The sequence below is a fragment of the Streptomyces sp. MUSC 14 genome (assembly GCF_001866675.1).
GTDB lineage: Bacteria > Actinomycetota > Actinomycetes > Streptomycetales > Streptomycetaceae > Streptomyces.
The window spans coordinates 21,689-36,201 of record NZ_MLYN01000018.1; the positions used below are offsets into that span (position 1 = coordinate 21,689).

The window sequence follows — 14,513 nt, forward strand, 5'->3', positions numbered from 1 at the left end:
GATCGGCGGCGGCTCGAGAGGCCAGCGGCCCGGGCCCGCCCGTCTTTAATGAGGCCCTCACCAACAGCCAGCAAGCCGTGCAAGCCTCGCGTGACGTCGCCGAGGCTGGGATCGCGTCGCGCAGCGCCGACTCCAGAGCCGAACGGCGGCCCTTGGAGGCGTCGAGATCGATATGCAGGTCGACACGCGAACCGGACCAGGATTTCCGACCTCGGCAGCGTGCTGGCGGAGGTGGGGCGTGTGGGTGAGGCGGTGACCCCCACCGCCGCAATCTCCTGCTGTGTCACCAACGTCCTCCCCAACCCTCAAGCCGGTGCTCGGGTGGGCGTGCTTTGCGGGTTCGGCCATTGTGATCTGGCAGGTGAGGCCCTGGCCCCCATCGAGCAGGCGGTCGCGATCTACCGTCGGCTGGCTGCCGGCAACCCCGCCGTCATGGGTGCGGAGCGGCCGCTGATGACGATCCGGCCCGCGCCGCGTCGGGCGAGCCATTCGACGGTGAGGAGACCGAGTCCGCCCAGGCCGCCGGTGACCAGGTAGGCCGCGCCGGGCGGTACCGGTGGCGTGGCACTCGCGGCGGTGCCGGTACCAACGGAGCCCGGGCCGTTGAGCATTTGGGCGACGTGGCGCCCTTCGGGCAGCAGGGCGATCTCGGCTGGCGGCTGGCTTTCGTCAAGGAGCTCGCCGACGACAGCCGTGTACGGCATGCCCTCCTCCGCGACCTCCAGGACAGTGGCCCGCAGTTCGGGATGTTCGTAAGCCGCCGTCCTGAACAGTCCGCGCACGGCGGCGATGGACAAGGGGCTCCGGCCTGCATGACCGAGGACCCACAGCCGGGGCGGGTGCTCCCGCTCGGTCAGCTGTCGTACGAGGGTGACGGTACGGGAGATCAGTGTGCGCGCGGCGTCGGCGGGCCCGTTGTCGGACCGCTCGGATGTTCGGCCGCGGGGCCACCCGACCCCGCTCGGCGCCGCGTTCGCCGAGTACGGGCGGATCGACAAGACCGTGCACCTCGCGCTGGCCGACCCGGTCGATGACACCTACCGCCGGCTGATGAACCGGCAGCTGACCGTGCAGGAGTCCCGCCGCCTGGCCCGCGCGATCTGCCACGGCGGCCGGGGACAGATCCGCCAGGCTTACCGCGAGGGCCAGGAGGACCAGTTGGCCAGTCTGGGTCTCGTCCTCAACGCCGTGGTCCTGGAACACCCGTTACCTGGACGGCGTGGTCGCCCAGCTCCGCGTCGAAGGCCCCGGCATCAAGGACGAGGACGTCGGCCCGGCTCTCCCCGCTCAAGGACCGGCACATCGACTTGCTGGGCCGCTACCCGTTCAACATGCAGGGCAGCGGCCCCGGCCAGGGCTTGCGTCTCTTCCGGGACCCTGACGCCGTCGAGGACGACGAGGACTGACGGCCAGCAGACCGCCCTTCCAGGTACGAGCTCAAGCGGGGGGTGTGACCGGGGAGCGCAGGCCGAGCCATTGCTCGGCGTCCCAGGCGTGGAACCGCTCGACCTCGGTGAACCCCAGCTTTGCCGCGAGGCGCATCGAGCCGACGTTGGCGGTCTGGGTGGCGAGTACCACCGGCTCACCGGGAAGGACGTCGTCGAACCAGTCGAGTGCCGCCGCGCACGCTTCGGCGGCGTACCCGAATCCCCACGCTCGCGGCAGGAACAGGTAGCCGAGATCGGCCTTCCCCGCGGCAGCCGGGCGATGGTGCTCTGGTGCTCTCCTGAGCAGGATCTGGCCGATCATCGCCCCGTGGAGATCAACGACGAAACTCCCGGGCCACCGCTCGGGCACCCCGGGCATCTCGCGCTCAAGTTCGTCACGCGGGCGGGGGCGGCCGAGGTAGGTGTGCACCTCGGGCGACGCGAGCAGCTCGATGAACGCTGCACGGTCTCGGGCCTCGGGCTCACGGAGCAGGAGCCGCCCGGTCTTGATCGGGGCGGGCGGCCAGGCGACGTGTCCCAGGTCAGTCATGGTACGGAGTCCACTCATGAGCGAGGAGGCCGAGCTCAACCTTGTCGACGAACGTTCCGTATACCCAGGCCGCGCTGCGCAACGTGCCCTCGATCGTGAACCCCGCCCTCTTCGCCGCCGCGATCATCGCAGCGTTGTCCGCGAGGGTCTCCACCTGCAGTCTTTGCAGTCCCAGTACCGCGAACCCGTACTCGCACAACGCTCGGACGATGTCGGAGCTGAGCCCACGGCCGCGGAAGTCAGGGAGCAGCGAGAGCCCCAGGTGCGCGGACCGGTTGTGCATGTCGATGCCCCATAGTCCGGCGGCGCCGACCAGGTCCTCCGAAGCGAGTTCCACCACCGAGAAGGGAACTGTCTGGTCCGACGGGCCGACCACCGCGTAGGGGGAGTGGGCCGATTCTGGTGGTATCGGCTTCCAGGGCCGAGGGTCCTGGCGCGACCGGGTCGCCACATCGTTGTAGAGCACGGTGTGCAGTACTGGGACATCTGCCTCATGCCGGGCACGCAGCCCGATCTTGTTGCCACGTATCACCCAGCATTACTACCGGAGCGCAAAGAGTCGATCAACCGGCAGCGCACCGCACCCCGCGCTCTGGCCAGCGTGCGCACTCCCGCGATCGGCGTCATGCGCCGAACTGGCTGCGCCAGCACCGCCGCCTCCGATCACTACCGGTCAAGCCAGGGCGCCACCGCGCTACTCGGCCTTGCGGCCTGAGAACGCATCAGGGTTGGGCCAAGAAAGGCACCCTAATCCCTCGGTATGTGATTCTCAGTGGCCACGGCAGCGCCGCGCTGGTCACTGTCTGTTCGCGAAGATCGCTCGCCCGTCGGCTTGAGCCTGGCCCTGCCGGCCTGCCCGCTGCTCAAAGGTTGCGCGCACATGAAGGTGACCGTTGAGGGGATATGCGGGCGGTGCCGCGGGCAGGAGCTCGGTCAGTTCGTACCGGCACTTCTGCGCGACACGGCATGACGCGGGGTTGTCCACTTGGTGCAGGAGTTCCAGGTGTGTCAGTCCGTCACCGGCGAAGGTGGTGAGGGCCCAGTCGGTGAGCGTCCGCAGCGCGCGGGAGGCGACTCCTCGGCCGCGCGCGTACGCCGCGGTCCAGTAGCCGACCTGGGCGGTCGGGGTGCCTGGGGCAAGGCCCTTGAGGACGATGTGGCCCGTCAATTGCCCCTCGCCACCGGCGGCTTCGGGCTCTACGACGGCGAACGCGAAGCGGTCACCGGTCTCCCACCCCCGTTGTTGCTCGCGCACCCACCGTGCCGCGCCGGCCTCGTCGTCGATGCCGGAACTCGTATAGCGGCGCAGGGAGTCATCCCGGTGCAGCTCGCCCAGGCCGGCCGTGTCCGCCGCCCGCCAGGGACGCAGCAGGAGAGCGGTCGACGACTGTGCGGCGTCCGTCTCCAGCCGGACGACGATCCTGTTCGTCGGCTGCGTCATCGGGCCGCTCGCGCGCTCAGGGCCTGGACGGACCAGTCGATCAGTGGCGCCAGCGGTTCCGGGGCAGGCCAGCCGTTGATCACGGCGAGCAGTTCGAAGTACCGGTCCTTGCGTGGACTGTTCGCGGCTTCCAGCCGGTGCAACAGCCAGCCGTGCAGCTGGGCGTCGTCGGGGCGGCCGACCGCGAGCGCGCACTCCGCGGTGAGCGTCGCGATCACGGGACCGGCCTGCGGTGAGTCGGGGTTGACTCCGGATCTCACGGCCGCTTCCACATGTTCGCGGGCGACGGCGACGACGTCCGGACGAGGTGGCGTGCCGTCGCCGTCAGGCAGATCGGCCAGGTGGTCGTCGACCAGGTTTCGCATGGCGTCACGGAACCCGGGGTCCAGGGACAGCTCCGCCAGCTCCACCCATGCCTCGACCTGTTCCTGTGTGGGGCTGTCGGGCAGCTCGGGGGTCATGGAACGCAGTACGGCCGCTCGGCCGGACACGGCATGCCGGCCGTCGGAGACGACGTCGAGGAATTCGCCGGTCAAGCGGTGTCTCTCGGCTTCGGACAGCGTGGCGAGCTGCTGCATGCGCTCCATCTCCTCGAAGGTGGGCTCGCGTCCGGCCGCGGCGGTCAGCACCGCTTGTCGCAGACGCAGGATGCTGATCTGCACGTTCAGGGCGGCGGCATGCTCGGCGGCGACTTGGGCGAGCGTAAGTTCCTGGTTCGTGACACGCCGGATCACGTCGAGGCCGAGGCCGAGTTCGCGCAGTGTCCGGACCAGGGCCAGGCGAGCGACGGCGTCCGGGCCGTAGCGGCGGTATCCGGCAGGGGTGCGATCGGCCGGCGTCACGATGCCGCGGTCGGAATAGAACCGGATCGTCTTGACCGTCAGCCCGGTGCGCCGAGCCAGTTCACCGATCGAGTAAAGGGTGCCGCCGTCCATGACCCCACCTTCATGTCTCCCTCCGCGGGAGAGTCAAGTCGTTCTTCTCATCATGTGATCCGTGGATAGCATCGGGGTTGATGACGCTGACGGAGCGGTGGACTTCCCGGGTTCTCTTGGTACGACGATGATCGTCTGCTGCTGCTGTGCGGTCGTGATCCGCGCAGTCCGGGAGCGAGATGGTGGTTCACCGTTGGTGGTGGCGTCGAGGACGGCGAGGATTACCTTCAGGCCGCTGCGCGTGAGGCTGGGAAGAGACGGCGCTGTCTCTTCCTGTCGGGCGTTTGAGCCCCGTCGTCTGGACCCGGCAGGCGATCTTCAGCGTCGATGGCCGGGGCTTTGACCAGTATGAGGAATACCGTCTTGCCCGGGTCACTCCCGGAGAGGCGCGCGGGATGAATATCCGGACGGAAGAGGCCCTTTATGGGCATCGCTGGTGGTCGATATCGGAACTGGCCAGCACCGCGGAGACCGTTCGGCCGAAGAAGATGGCCTCTCTGCTGGCGGATGTGCTGGCGACCGATGATCTTGACCGGCGGCCTGTGCATCTGGGCAATTTCAACGAAGACACTGATCCTGAGTAGCACGTCGCTATGGTTTGAGCGGCCGAGCCATATTCTGTCGCGATACAACCCCTATAGTCGACCGGGCAGTTGGTTGACTGGGACGCATGACATCATCTGCGTTCGAGACGGACAGGCCCGATCCCGTCAGCTATCTCGACCGGCTCGCCATGAGCGATCTCGGCCGCTCCTACAAGCGGCGGATGCTCGACGCACTCGACCTGCGTGCCGGACACCGGGTGCTCGACCTCGGCTGCGGTCCCGGCGCCGACCTCGAGCAGCTCGCCCAAGTAGTCACCTCGACCGGCGCGGTCATCGGCATCGACCATGACCAGAACATGGTGGATGCTGCCAGGGCACGCGCTGCCGGTCAGGCCATGGTGGACGTCCGGCACGCGGACATCCACGACCTGCCGGTGCCCGACCACACCGTCGACCGCGCCCGCACGGACCGGGTCCTGCAGCACGTCACCGATCCCCTGACCGCGCTCGGTGAGATCCGCCGGGTCCTGCGGCCGGGCGGGCGGCTGGTCATGGGCGAGCCCGACTGGGAAACCCTGGCCGTCGACCACCCGGACAGCGACCTGACGCGCGCTTACACCCGCCATGTGGCCGAACGGGTGGTCCGCAACGCGGGGATCGGCAGGCAACTGGCGCGCCTGGCGACCGAGAGCGGCTTCACCGTGCCCACGGTCATCCCTGTCACACCGGTCTTCCGGGACGTCCAGGTCGCGGACAAGATCCTCGGCCTGGAACGCACCACCCTGCGCGCCGTCGAGGCCGGCTACTTCAGCGACCAGGCGGCGAAAGCCTGGCTGAGCCATCTCACTCGGGGCCCTTTTCTCGCGGCGGTGACGTTCTTCATCGTCGTGGCCGAGGCATAGTCGCTCGTCGCATGGCCGTGGTCGGGCTCGTCGCGGAACTCGGGCATCAGGAGCGAACCGGTTGTCATGCCGCGGGGTCCCGGCGGACGAGCACGAGAACGGCGGCGCAGGTGGCCAGGGTGATCGTGGCCACCTGCGCCACGATGCCGGTGCCGAGGTGGGCGGTCCCGGAGGGGTCGAAGAGGTGGGTCCAGTCCTGCCAGTAGTGCACGGGCAGGACGACCTGCACGGCGTGCAGTGCATGCGCGCGGTTGAGGATGCCGGCAGCGATCACGAAGACGACGACGGCGCCGAGGGCTTCGATGCCGCGGGGCAGGAGAAGTCCCATGGCGAACGCGATCGTTGCGATACTCAGCATGCACAGCAGGCAGTAGCCGGTCGCCGACAGGACCCGGGTGGCCGTCTCGCCGCCGGTGAGATTCGCAGCGCCGATGATGTGGAACGGGTGCCAGCCGTAGATGGCAACGCCGGCGAGCAGGCCGGCCGTCAGCACACACATGGTGGCGATCGCGGTCACAACGGCCAGAGCTCCGAGCTTGGCCGCCAGCAGGCGTGCTCGGCTTACGGGCGCGACGTACAGGTAGCGCAGGGTTCCCCACTCCCGGTCGGACGAGGCGATCGCGGCAGCCGGCAGAGCCACCATGATCGGCAGGAGCAGCGGTTCGATGAACGCCATGCTCGCCATGGCGTGGTTGAGCGCAGAGTAGGGGGAGGCGCCGAACAGGCCGGTCTGATGGCCGTTGCGATGCCCCGCCTGGGATGCGTACGAAAAGCCGGACAGTACGGGGACGGCGGCCAGACAGGCGAGTACGACGAGGCTGCGGATCCGCAGTAGTTGGGTGATCAGTTCAACGCGCAGCATGCTCGCCGGCTCCTTCGGTCATGGTCAGGAACGCTTCCTCCAGGGACTTGCTCTCCTGCTGCACGGAGGTGACGCCGATGCCCTCCGTGACCAGCGCGCGTACCAGGTCGCGGGAGGACACACCGGGGGCCGTGACGACGACCTCGTCCCGCTGCGTCGTGGCCGACGCGACGCCGGGCAGTGCGCGCAGCACGGCGGCCCCCTTCTCGGTGTCGTCCACCCGGAGGCGGTAGGTGCCGGCGGCGCCGAGCAGTTCGTCCATCGGACCCGCGGCGATCAGCCGGCCGTGGTTCATCACGACGACGTGGGTCGCCAGCTGCTGCACCTCGGCGAGCTGATGGCTGGAGACGAGCACAGCGGCCCCTCGTCGGGCCAGCTCCCCCAGGTACTCGCGCAGGGCCCGGACCTCGCCGGGGTCCAGTCCGTTGGCCGGCTCGTCCAGGATCAGCACGTCCGGCTCGCGCATCAGGGCCTGGGCCAGCATCAGCCGCTGCTTCATCCCCATCGAATAGCCCTTGACCTTGCGGTCGAGCGCCTCGCCGAGCCCGGCGAGGTCCAGGGCGTCGTCCAGAGCGGGGGGCGGCCATGCCTGTCGTGTCGCCGACCACAGGAGCCGCAGGTTGGCCCGGCCGGTGAGGTGCGGCACGAACGCCGGGCCGTCGATGAGCACGCCGACTCTGCGCAGTACGTCCGCGCCCAGGCCGACCGGCTCGCCCAGGATGCTCGCGCTGCCGGTGTCCGGGGACGACAGGCCGACCAGCATTCGCATCGTGGAGGTCTTGCCCACCCCGTTCGGGCCGAGCAACGCGCAAATCTGGCCGGCTTCCACGGCGAAGCTGAGCCCGCTGACGGCCTGCTTGCGTCCGTACCGTTTGGACAGCTCGCGGGCGCAGATCGCAGGTGTTGCCTGTTCCTGCGGTGTGAACAGGTGCATTGTCACGCCTTTCACCGGTGCTTGTCCGGTCGTCGAAGGTGAGTGGCGGCCGCGCCGAAGCGGCGGCGCAAGCCAAAGGAGCCGTACGGGAAGCAGGCGAGCAGGAGCGCGGCTGTGACGAGAGAGGTGGCCAGACCCGCGCCGAGTGTGAGGGCGACCAAGGACGGCACGGACGTCAGCGATCCCGTCCCGAACATCGGCCACAGTGCGTCGCGGAACGCCGTCGCCACACTGATCGCGACGCATCCGGCGACCACCGATACCTCGGCGATACGGCGGGGCCGGGTACGCGCCGGCCGGGCGATGAATCCCGCGACCGCGTTGCTGATCACGCAGAACGCGAGGTTGGAGGTCGCTGCGTCGACCAGAAACCAGGCGATGAGCAGCGGATCCGTCCAGCGTTCGCCGGTGGCCTGCGCACTGGTGAGGGCCGCCCCGGCCAGCGTGCTCAGCGCGACGAACACCGTCATCGCGCGACGGCGCACCCAGACCGCTGCGTCTGGACCGACCCAGCGCCGCAGTACGGGAATCCGTCGGCAGAGGAAGACGGCGTCGCCGAGCCAGTCATGCCGCCATGGGTCGGCCGGACTGTGCCCTCGGCGGCCTCTCACGAGCAACACCGCGACCGCCACGGTGAGTACGGAATTGACGACCAGCCCGCCGATCAGCACCGATGACCATGTCCCCGACGATGAGGCAGGCGTCCTGGCGATGACCGCGGCCCACTCGGACACCACCGTGAGCCCGACCAGCGTGACCATCGCCCCCGCCGCACGCACCGTCTGCCGCGCCCGGTCCGCGCCGCCCGGCGCCCGCCACACGAGCAGCCGTAACGCGATCACCAGCGCGAGCATCGGCACCGCAAACTGAGCCAGGGACACCACCACGTCGTACGGGTCGTCCTGCCACGGGCTGGCAGCCCTGACCGTCTTGTCCTGGGTCTCCAGCACCGTCAACGCCTCGAACACACCGGCCGCGCCGAGGCTCGCCCACACCACGGCCGAGGAAGCCCTGCCGTTCTCCATCACGTGTTCCATGACCCACCATAGTACGCACCTCGTACTACGTGACAAGTAGTATCGCGGCTCGTAGTATGTGGATCGGAGGGAAGGAGGCTCATGCACAGCAACGACGCCCAGATGCTCGCGCTCACCGTCCTCGCGGACAGGCCGCTGCACGGATACGCCATCAACACCGCGATCGAAGAGCTCACCGGCCGCAGACTCGGCCCCGGCAGTCTCTACGGCGCGCTGTCCCGACTGGAGGGGCGCGGGCTGATCCAGCCTGCGGACGAAGCGGCCGACCCCCAGGAACGCCACCGCACCATGCAGATCACCGACGCCGGCCGCGACCAACTGCGCGCCGAACTCCAGCAGATGGCCCGGATCTCCGCCGCCGGCCTGCGCGCGCTCGGGGTCAACCCGGCATGAACGCGGCCACGCTCCTGACCCGGCTCTACCCACCGGCCGTGCGCGAGCGATGGGGCGAGGACATCCGTCACGAGGTGTCCGCCTCCGGAATCCGGTCCTGGCCCGACACCCTCGCGGGGGCCGCGCGCCTCTGGCTGCACCCCGGCGACTGGCCCGAGACGTGCACCGGGCAGACCCGCCGTGTGGTGACCGTCGCCCTCTTCGCGCTCACCGCGGCCACCGGACTGCTGCTGCGCTCGGCCGAACCCTCCACCACCCTCACGGCCGACATCCACCACCCCGCCACCAGCCTCTGGCTCGCCCCGCTCCTGCTCGGCATCGGTCTCGCCGCACCACTTCCCCCGCTGAGCGGCGCAGCGCTCCGCAGCATGACCGCCGCGGCGGTCCGCACCCTGGCCGCTCCGACCGCCGCGGTCGTCGCCCTGTGCCTGACGGCATGGAGCGGCACGGCCGAACACCTCACCGGCTTCGCCGACACAGCCGCGGTCACCTCCTACTGGCTCACGCTCGGATTCGTCGCACTCCGCCTGTGCGTCCTCGTCGCCCGCATCGCTCGAACCGCCGCCCTGCCGACCACACGCCGGCTGTCCACGGCCCTGCTGCACATCGGGACCGGACTGACCCTCGCCGCGAGCCAGAACCTCCTCGCCATGGCCCGGACCGCTCCTCATCCAGGGTCCCTGGCCGAGAGCACGGCACTGGGCCTCCTGGCCGCCACGGCCATCAGCACCGGCCACGACCTACGGCAGAAGAGGGCGTAGGCCCCAGCCATTGGAGTGCGATCAGCGCTCCGCGACCGCCGAGCGCCGGTAACCGCTGAACCGTTCCCGACCCCTGACCCAGGAGTTGCCGATGACCGCCGTGTTCCCGAAGGTCGTTGTCGTCGTGCCGACCTACAACGAGTTCTTGCGCCAGTACAGCAGCGGAAGGCCGGACGGCACCGGCACCTACGACCTCGTGAAGGTCTGACCGTTAACCAGCCATAACCGCTCGGGCCCTGGCCGATTCCGGCTGGGGCCCGAGCCGCGTGCGGCGCGTCCCTGCGAGCCTTGCCGACCTGCGGCCGGTGCGCGACGTCCGGGGCCAGGGCCACCTGTATGCAGTGGAACTCGCGCCCGGTCTGCTCTGGCCCCTGATGCAGGAGGCCGAGAAGCGCGACGTGTTCTTCTACCCGTTCACCGGCGCCGGTGGCCACCCCAGAAGCGAAGGCGCCGTCGTCGCCCCTGCGCTGACCTCGACGGCCGAAGACATCGACTTCCTGACCTCGGCGCTCTGCGGCGCGGTGAGCGCCCGGACCAAGCCGTCGACCGCAGGAGGAAGGGGGCAGCCGACGTGACTGACTTTGTTGGCACTGGGTCCTGCGGAAGCGCGGGAATCCGGGCGTGGTGAGCGGCGACAGTGTTGGTGGCTGGTCAGCACTCGGTGGCTCCTCCTCGGTCGAGTCGGTGACAGCGAGTGAGGTATCCATCGTTTTGATGATCGCCGATCTCGCCGGCTGGGGTTCACCGGCTATGCAGTGAGGTGGGTGTCCTGCCCGTTCGTGGTGGGGTGGGAGGTGTGCCAGGCGTCCCAGATTTCTGCGCGGAGTCTTCCGCGCGGTGGTACGTCCATGCCTTGTTCGCGGGCCCAGGCCCGTACCTCCGCCACGCTCGGGGCCACGGCCGAAGGGCGTGGTTGACGGGCGGCGGGGACGGGAGCGCGGGTGGGTCTGGTCGGGAGATTGTCGGGGGCGGTCGTTGTAAATCCGCGCCGTTCGAGGATGCGGCGGCGTTTGTGGTGCATGCGTTCCAGCAGGGGGACGTCGGCGTCGAGGTAGTCGTGGGCCTCGACGTGGGACTTGCGTTCTTCGGTGTTGCGCATGATCCGGCCGACCTGCTGGATGACGCGTCCCTTGAACGAGATGGGGCTGGTGAGAAAGAGGGTGTCGAGGCGCGGTGCGTCGAAGCCTTCGCCGGCGAGTTTGTCGATCGCCAGCAGCGCCAGGGGTTCTTGGTGTTCCTCTGCCAGGGCGGCACGTACTCGGGTGCGCTCGGTCGGCGGCATGCCGCCATGCAGGACGAGCGGGGTGATGCCGTGTGGTTGGAGGGCTTTGGCGAGTTGGTGGAGGTGTTCGACGCGGTTGGTCAGGGCCAGGCTGCACCGGCCGCGCCGGGTGGCGTCGGCGATGTCCGCTGCGATGAGCTGGTTGCGGGCGTCGTGGTGGGCGAGTTCGTTGTAGATGGCCTGGATCGAGGCGCCGTCGGTGCCCGGTTCGTCGGTGATGAAGGTGGTGGGGTGCACGATGAGGTGTTTGGCGAAGGCGCTGGCGTCGTCGATCTCGTGGCGGATCGGGCCGCACTGCATCGTGATCACCGGGTCCATCTGGTCCGCCCGGTAAGGGGTCGCCGACAGGCCGACCCATCGCGGCGCCTTTGCTCTGCGGATCGCGGCTTCGGCGCCGGGCGCCCCCACGGCGTGACACTCGTCCACGATGACCAGTCCGTACCCGTCGAGCAGGCCGTCGGGCGCGTCGCGGTGAGACAGCGTCTGCAGCATGACCAGGTCGACGATGTGGCCGCGGCGGTCCTTGCCCCCGCCGAGCGAGCCGACGTGCCCGTCGCCCAAGTCCAGGAAGCCGGCCAGCCGTTCCTGCCACTGGGTCAGCAGCTCCGCCCGGTTCACAATCACCGCGGTCGGGGTGCGGTGGCGGGCGATCAGGGCGCAGGCCATGACGGTCTTGCCGGAGCCGGGCGGCGCGACCAGGGTGCCCGCCGGGTGCTTGGCCATCGCATCCACGGCCTGCTGCTGGGTGGGGGTGAGCACGCCGATGAACCGGGCGGTGATCGGGGCGGGTTCGGGCAGGTCGCTGGTGATGGTGAGGGCGCCCCGGGCGGCGGTGATGAGCTGGGCGGCCTCGTCTGCCAGGCCCCGGGGCAGCTTGAGCCAGTCGGGATCGGAGGCGTCGAAGCAGCAGACGAGACGCGGGGTGTTGAAGGTGGAGAAGCGCTGGTTCTGTTTGCGGTAGAACTCCGGGTTGTGGAACGACGCGGCGTGCTTGAGCGCGGCCAGCAGCTGCGGCGGCAGCCCGGTCGTGGAGATCGCCAGCATCGCCGAGAGCCGGGCCTCAACGCACGCGGGCGCCTTGCCGAGGGCCTTGCGGCGAGGCCGGGCACCCAACTGAGGGGTGGTCGGGGACGGACCTGCCTTGACTGGGCCCAGCTCGCCTGCGAGCGCCTCCACATCGGCCGGGGTCAGCCGGGCGGTTAGCGACAGGTGGGCGAACTGGTCTGGGTATGGCTCCCAGGTGTCGGGGTCCACGAAGACGGTGGTGCCCTTGGCGCGGGAGACTCCGTGGAGCGGTAGCGCGATCAGGTTGCCGAACCGGACGCTGCCCTTCGCCTTGTTCGGCAGGAAGTCCTGAGCGGGAAAGAGCCGGTCGTAGCTGGACAGCGCCATCTGCCCGCGGGCGTCGATCGCCTGGCGCAGCAGTGCCATCCCCAGGGCGCGGGCGGTGGCCGCCGCGACTGCGGCGGTGAAGAATGTCCATACATGCGCCCCCTTCCCGGACCGGGAGATCTCGAGGACGGTGGGGATGCCCGTCTCGTGGCAGGCCGTGACGTACGCGCTCGCATCGGCGCGCCAGTCGCTGCCGTTCTTGCCGTCGAAGTCGCACGCCAACAGGCGGCAGGTGTCGTCGGCCAGCAGCGGATACAGGCCGACGTGCAGCTCGTTGCGCCCCTGCTGGGTCGGGTCGAGGTGACGGAAGATGGTCTCGTCGGTCAGCGGCCAGAACACACGGTCCTCGTCGGCCTTGCTCTTGTCGAACGGGTTGTCCTCGGCCGGGCTCCAGCCGGTCCGGCCGGACTTGGCGCTGACCCACCGCTTGGCATAAACGTCCTCGCGGCCTGCGAACAGGGCCCTGAACAGGACGATCTTCACTTCGGCGCTGGAGGAGGCATCCGCATACGGCAGCCCACCGGCCCCGGTTGGTGGCGGTGCCGGGACGGGCTTGGAAACAGACGGCATGTCGGCAGCTACGGTCTTGACGTCTCGGCCGAGGAGGCTGCACCGCCGGGCATTGTCAGCTCTGAGCCGGGCGATCTCCTCGTGTAGCTCTGCGTTCTCCTCCAGCGCCACGTCGAGACGGATGCGCAACTCGTCGGGATCGAAGCAGTCGGACCAATCCTCCACGCTCCCATGATCCAGACTGCGCGTGCGTCACGCAGCGAAAGCAGACAGGTTTCCCTCTTCCGGCGCCCCTGTTCCAGGGGCTCACGAGGATTTCGGACGGTTCTTGTCGGCACCGTGGACACCTCGCGTACACGGCGGGTCTTGGCCGCGCTTGCCGGGCATGCCCGCACGGTTGCGTAGACCGTGCGGGAGACACTGAAGGCGTGGAAGGCCTGGCCGCCTGCCTCGAGTGAGGCGCGCCGGTCACGGTGAACGAGGCGCCGTCGCGGCTGGCGGCCACTGGCACCGTGTAGTAGCGCACGGAGCCGTCGGCGTACTGCGCAGCCACCGTCACCAACCAGTCGCCACTCCCGCTCTGCGCACTGCGCACCGCTGTGACGGACTGCGGCCCGGAGTGCGCGTCGGCGGCCGGGGTGGGAAGGTCGACGTCCGGCGTGAGTGACTGCGCAAGCCGCGCCTGCGCAGTGGTCGCGTTATCGGCGCTGCTGCGTAGCCATGCGCTGACGAACAGCTGCGCATAGCCGCCCGGGTCGGCCGCCGCGGCGGTGCGCACGATGGTCGGCTTGGCCTCGGTGGCCGCCCGGACCGTGGTCGGGGTGGAGGCGATGGCGATGCACAGGGCGATGGGGCCGGCCGCGATCACGGTCCAGACCGCTAGGCGTGAGAGGCGTACGCGGCGCCGCATCGCCTCCAGAGCCACGCCGGCCGCCATCGGAGCACCAGCCTGGCTCTCCGAGGTCTGCATGCCAGGGGACATGGTCAAACTCCCAGGTCAGAACGAATCTTGCTGACCTTGAGAAAACCGGCCGGCCCCGACCCGACCACCGACCACGGGACCCCGACCACGGTCACGATGCGGCTACGAAGTCCGTGGTCTGGCTCATGGTCGGCCCGACCACAGGCCAGACCACGGACTGGGACTGAGCGGTGCTCGCGGTACGGCTGAGGACCGCCGCGTGACCACACGCCGGGCCGCACCTCGCGCACCGGGGAGCCGATGCGCGCCGCCCGCACCCGCAACGGGTACGTGCGGTGGAGCAGGACGGGGGGACGAGAAGACCGGGGCACTCCTAAGGGGACTGCGCAGCCCCCGCAATCCGATGCGCACGATCCTCGACTCGTTGCGCAGCCCGATTGCGCACGGACCGTTGGCGGCTCCGCAATCGGGCTGCACAACGGCTGCGCACCCGGCCGAGGGCGCGTGGTCGGCCCGACCACGGGCCCGACCATGGCAGCTCGGCGGCTGCAGTTGCCGGATCGTGACCGATGGTCGGGGCTCGTGGCCGCCGGCGTGGTCGGGGTCGACGGGTGACCTGA

At 69.5% G+C, this 14,513-nt stretch carries 16 protein-coding genes and 1 pseudogene; 8 read left to right on the forward strand and 9 right to left on the reverse strand.

Going from position 1 to position 14,513, the window contains the following annotated elements:
- Positions 1 to 398: 398 nt before the first annotated feature.
- On the reverse strand, positions 399 to 704 hold the full coding sequence (locus tag BIV25_RS54065; RefSeq protein ID WP_143076615.1) for a KR domain-containing protein: 306 nt from the start codon (positions 702 to 704) through the stop codon (positions 399 to 401).
- A gap of 232 nt (positions 705 to 936) precedes the next feature.
- Here BIV25_RS54065 and BIV25_RS52620 point away from each other — a divergent pair.
- Positions 937 to 1,406, forward strand: a pseudogene (locus BIV25_RS52620) (Tn3 family transposase); the annotation flags it as partial.
- A gap of 31 nt (positions 1,407 to 1,437) precedes the next feature.
- Here the strand turns inward: BIV25_RS52620 and BIV25_RS10630 are convergent.
- Both BIV25_RS10630 and BIV25_RS10635 read right to left on the reverse strand, forming a co-directional pair.
- On the reverse strand, positions 1,438 to 1,977 hold the full coding sequence (locus BIV25_RS10630; RefSeq protein ID WP_071371979.1) for a GNAT family N-acetyltransferase: 540 nt from the start codon (positions 1,975 to 1,977) through the stop codon (positions 1,438 to 1,440).
- Positions 1,970 to 2,509, reverse strand: a complete 540-nt coding sequence (locus BIV25_RS10635; RefSeq protein WP_071371980.1) for a GNAT family N-acetyltransferase — start codon at positions 2,507 to 2,509, stop codon at positions 1,970 to 1,972. Before BIV25_RS10635 ends, BIV25_RS10630 begins: the two co-directional genes overlap by 8 nt.
- Here BIV25_RS10635 and BIV25_RS50930 point away from each other — a divergent pair.
- On the forward strand, positions 2,447 to 2,692 hold the full coding sequence (locus BIV25_RS50930; RefSeq protein ID WP_177235227.1) for a hypothetical protein: 246 nt from the start codon (positions 2,447 to 2,449) through the stop codon (positions 2,690 to 2,692). The two genes, BIV25_RS10635 and BIV25_RS50930, sit on opposite strands and share 63 nt — an antisense overlap.
- An 81-nt stretch (positions 2,693 to 2,773) precedes the next feature.
- On the opposite strand, the gene BIV25_RS10640 is transcribed toward BIV25_RS50930, so the two are convergent.
- Both BIV25_RS10640 and BIV25_RS10645 read right to left on the reverse strand, forming a co-directional pair.
- Complete coding sequence (locus BIV25_RS10640) at positions 2,774 to 3,418, reverse strand: GNAT family N-acetyltransferase (protein WP_071371981.1); 645 nt, start codon at positions 3,416 to 3,418, stop codon at positions 2,774 to 2,776.
- Positions 3,415 to 4,353 (reverse strand): MerR family transcriptional regulator, encoded by a 939-nt coding sequence (locus BIV25_RS10645; protein ID WP_071371982.1) that lies wholly within the window; start codon positions 4,351 to 4,353, stop codon positions 3,415 to 3,417. The genes BIV25_RS10640 and BIV25_RS10645 overlap by 4 nt, the downstream gene beginning before the upstream one ends.
- 144 nt (positions 4,354 to 4,497) lie before the next feature.
- On the opposite strand from BIV25_RS10645, the gene BIV25_RS52625 reads away from it, so the two are divergent.
- From BIV25_RS52625 to BIV25_RS10655, 3 genes are all read left to right on the forward strand, one after another.
- A complete protein-coding gene (locus BIV25_RS52625; protein ID WP_256255746.1) occupies positions 4,498 to 4,641 on the forward strand; it encodes an NUDIX domain-containing protein in 144 nt (47 codons plus the stop codon).
- The gene (locus BIV25_RS52630) at positions 4,638 to 4,937 is read left to right on the forward strand and encodes a hypothetical protein (RefSeq protein ID WP_256255737.1); all 300 of its coding nucleotides are present in this window, start codon (positions 4,638 to 4,640) and stop codon (positions 4,935 to 4,937) included. Before BIV25_RS52625 ends, BIV25_RS52630 begins: the two co-directional genes overlap by 4 nt.
- A gap of 86 nt (positions 4,938 to 5,023) precedes the next feature.
- Positions 5,024 to 5,800, forward strand: a complete 777-nt coding sequence (locus BIV25_RS10655) for a methyltransferase domain-containing protein (protein WP_071371983.1) — start codon at positions 5,024 to 5,026, stop codon at positions 5,798 to 5,800.
- A 64-nt stretch (positions 5,801 to 5,864) separates the two neighbouring features.
- Here BIV25_RS10655 and BIV25_RS10660 read toward each other — a convergent pair whose 3' ends face one another.
- Genes BIV25_RS10660 through BIV25_RS50935 form a run of 3 tightly spaced genes read right to left on the reverse strand, consistent with a single transcriptional unit; the run spans position 5,865 to position 8,633 of the window.
- Positions 5,865 to 6,662, reverse strand: a complete 798-nt coding sequence (locus BIV25_RS10660) for an ABC transporter permease (RefSeq protein WP_071371984.1) — start codon at positions 6,660 to 6,662, stop codon at positions 5,865 to 5,867.
- Entirely contained in the window at positions 6,649 to 7,596 is a 948-nt protein-coding gene (locus BIV25_RS10665; RefSeq protein ID WP_071371985.1) for an ABC transporter ATP-binding protein, read from the reverse strand. The genes BIV25_RS10660 and BIV25_RS10665 overlap by 14 nt, the downstream gene beginning before the upstream one ends.
- 11 nt (positions 7,597 to 7,607) lie before the next feature.
- A complete protein-coding gene (locus BIV25_RS50935; RefSeq protein WP_071371986.1) occupies positions 7,608 to 8,633 on the reverse strand; it encodes a hypothetical protein in 1,026 nt (341 codons plus the stop codon).
- Positions 8,634 to 8,714: 81 nt separating this feature from the next.
- Here BIV25_RS50935 and BIV25_RS10675 point away from each other — a divergent pair, with 81 nt between their 5' ends.
- The 3 genes from BIV25_RS10675 to BIV25_RS10685 all read left to right on the forward strand — a co-directional run bounded on the left by BIV25_RS10675 (position 8,715) and on the right by BIV25_RS10685 (position 10,362).
- Positions 8,715 to 9,026 (forward strand): PadR family transcriptional regulator, encoded by a 312-nt coding sequence (locus BIV25_RS10675; RefSeq protein WP_071371987.1) that lies wholly within the window; start codon positions 8,715 to 8,717, stop codon positions 9,024 to 9,026.
- Positions 9,023 to 9,787 (forward strand): hypothetical protein, encoded by a 765-nt coding sequence (locus BIV25_RS10680; protein ID WP_071371988.1) that lies wholly within the window; start codon positions 9,023 to 9,025, stop codon positions 9,785 to 9,787. Before BIV25_RS10675 ends, BIV25_RS10680 begins: the two co-directional genes overlap by 4 nt.
- 266 nt (positions 9,788 to 10,053) lie before the next feature.
- The gene (locus BIV25_RS10685; RefSeq protein ID WP_143076610.1) at positions 10,054 to 10,362 is read left to right on the forward strand and encodes a hypothetical protein; all 309 of its coding nucleotides are present in this window, start codon (positions 10,054 to 10,056) and stop codon (positions 10,360 to 10,362) included.
- Positions 10,363 to 10,535: 173 nt separating this feature from the next.
- On the opposite strand, the gene BIV25_RS10690 is transcribed toward BIV25_RS10685, so the two are convergent.
- Positions 10,536 to 13,196, reverse strand: coding sequence for a DEAD/DEAH box helicase family protein (locus BIV25_RS10690; protein ID WP_177235229.1), 2,661 nt, complete (start codon positions 13,194 to 13,196; stop codon positions 10,536 to 10,538).
- Between the last annotated feature and the right edge of the window lie 1,317 nt (positions 13,197 to 14,513).